Raw genomic sequence first — 1,729 nt, 5'->3', positions numbered from 1 at the left:
GCCCCGGCCGCCCGCGAACAGCGCCCCCGGACCTAGGCGCGCGCAGGCAGCGCAGGTTCGGCCAGCGGCCCCGGTGTGCGTATTTTCTACTGGAAATTAATCGAACCCGGCCCCATCCTTGAAGGACCCCAAAACGAGGGCCTCAATCGCAGGAGGCAAGGGCCATGAGCAATCAACCGGACAATTCGGGGATCAAGGCAAAGCACCGGGCCATGTGGGCACTCGGCGACTATCCCGCCGTCGCCACCGAGGTGATCCCGGCGCTGGGCACGGCACTCGTCGAGGCCAGCGGCATTGGGAAGGGCGACCGTGTCTTGGACATCGCGGCCGGTTCCGGCAACGCGGCCATCCCCGCGGCGCAGGCAGGGGCACAGGTTACCGCGGCGGACCTCACTCCGGAGCTGTTTGAGAAAGGGCGCCGGTTGGCCGAGGAGGCGGGGGTCTCCGTGGACTGGCAGGAGGCCGACGCCGAGAACCTTCCGTTCGGGGACGGTTCCTTCGATGCCGCGATCTCCTGCGTGGGGATCATGTTCGCTCCCAACCATCAGGCGAGTGCCGACGAACTCGTCCGCGTGCTGCGGCCCGGCGGCACGATCGCCCTCGCCAACTGGACTCCGGAAGGCTTCATCGGCCAGATGTTTGCGACCATGAGGCCTTACGCGCCCCCGCCGCCTCCGGGGGCGCAACCACCGCCGCTGTGGGGCCAACAGCAGCACGTGCAGGACCTGCTCGGGGATCGGGCCACCGACGTCGTCGCCCGGCGCGAAAAGCTGACGGTCGAAAGGTTCGCCACCGCCGGGGAGTTCCGCGACTTCTTCAAGGCCACCTACGGTCCCACGATCAACACCTACCGCTACATCGCGGACCAACCCGACCGGGTCCAAGCCCTCGATGAGGAACTCGAAGAACTGGCCAGCCGGCACGATCTCGGCGGCGGCCGGATGGAATGGGAGTATCTGTTGTTCACGGCCCGCAAGAAGTGATTGCGCTGGAAGCGGCCGGAAAGCGGGATCGGGCCCGAGGACCCGTTTCCGTCGCGGGATGCTGTTCGGAAACCGGTTCGGGTTACTAGACTAAGGCCATGGCTGCTGCATTGGTTCGTCCCCGGAATGGCAAGCTGATCGCCGGTGTCTGCGCCGCCCTGGCCGCCCGTTTCGGCCTGCCGAAAGTGCTGGTGCGTCTCGGGTTCGTGATCTTCGGACTGGTCGGTATCGGGGAACTCGTGTACATCGCGCTGTGGATCATGATCCCCAAGTCTCAGGTGTAGTCTTCGCGCCCCTGCCCCCGGCGCTTCCGGGGCCGGAGGTCCCTAATGCCTGCCGTTCAGGCACTGTCCGTTTGCACACTCATGCGCCCAATACGCTCCACTGATGCCGGCCGACGGCACGTCAGGGCTACTCGACGAGCTTGCCCGCTACCGAGTCGTCGACGCCGGCCTCGGCCAGGGACCGGAAGGAGTCCGGGGCAGGGGGCAGGGCCTCGAAGCTGACTCCCTCGGTCGGCGACCAGACGAAGTTGCCCTGCAGCGACGGATCCATCTCGGGAAAGTCCGCCCGGTTGTGGCAGCCCCGCGTCTCACGCCGCTCAAGGGCGCATTCGAGCGTGGCCCGGGCCGCGAGGAGCGAGCCCAGCAGGTCGTAGGCGTGCGCCAGGTCGTCGAACCCGGCGATGTCCGGGTGCGCGGTGACGTGCCGCGCGCGTTCTTCGAGGGCGGCAAGCCGTTGCAGGC

Annotated in this window: 2 protein-coding genes and 1 pseudogene; 2 read left to right on the top strand and 1 reads right to left on the bottom strand. The window is 67.5% G+C overall.

The genetic code is table 11. The annotated features are described in order from the left end of the window. The first annotated feature begins 164 nt into the window (after window positions 1-164). Both AC5RUJ_RS15770 and AC5RUJ_RS15765 read left to right on the top strand, forming a co-directional pair. Window positions 165-983, top strand: coding sequence for a class I SAM-dependent methyltransferase (locus AC5RUJ_RS15770; RefSeq protein ID WP_494127705.1), 819 nt, complete (start codon window positions 165-167; stop codon window positions 981-983). Between the two features lie 98 nt (window positions 984-1,081). Further along, window positions 1,082-1,267, top strand: coding sequence for a PspC domain-containing protein (locus AC5RUJ_RS15765; RefSeq protein ID WP_494127704.1), 186 nt, complete (start codon window positions 1,082-1,084; stop codon window positions 1,265-1,267). Window positions 1,268-1,394: 127 nt separating this feature from the next. Here the strand turns inward: AC5RUJ_RS15765 and AC5RUJ_RS15760 are convergent. Next, window positions 1,395-1,729 (bottom strand): annotated as a pseudogene (locus AC5RUJ_RS15760) (succinate dehydrogenase); the annotation flags it as partial.

The sequence above is a fragment of the Arthrobacter sp. Y3223164 genome (assembly GCF_059091005.1).
The sequence above is the reverse complement of the archived record's forward strand: the minus strand, read 5'-3'. Positions and strand labels throughout refer to the sequence as shown.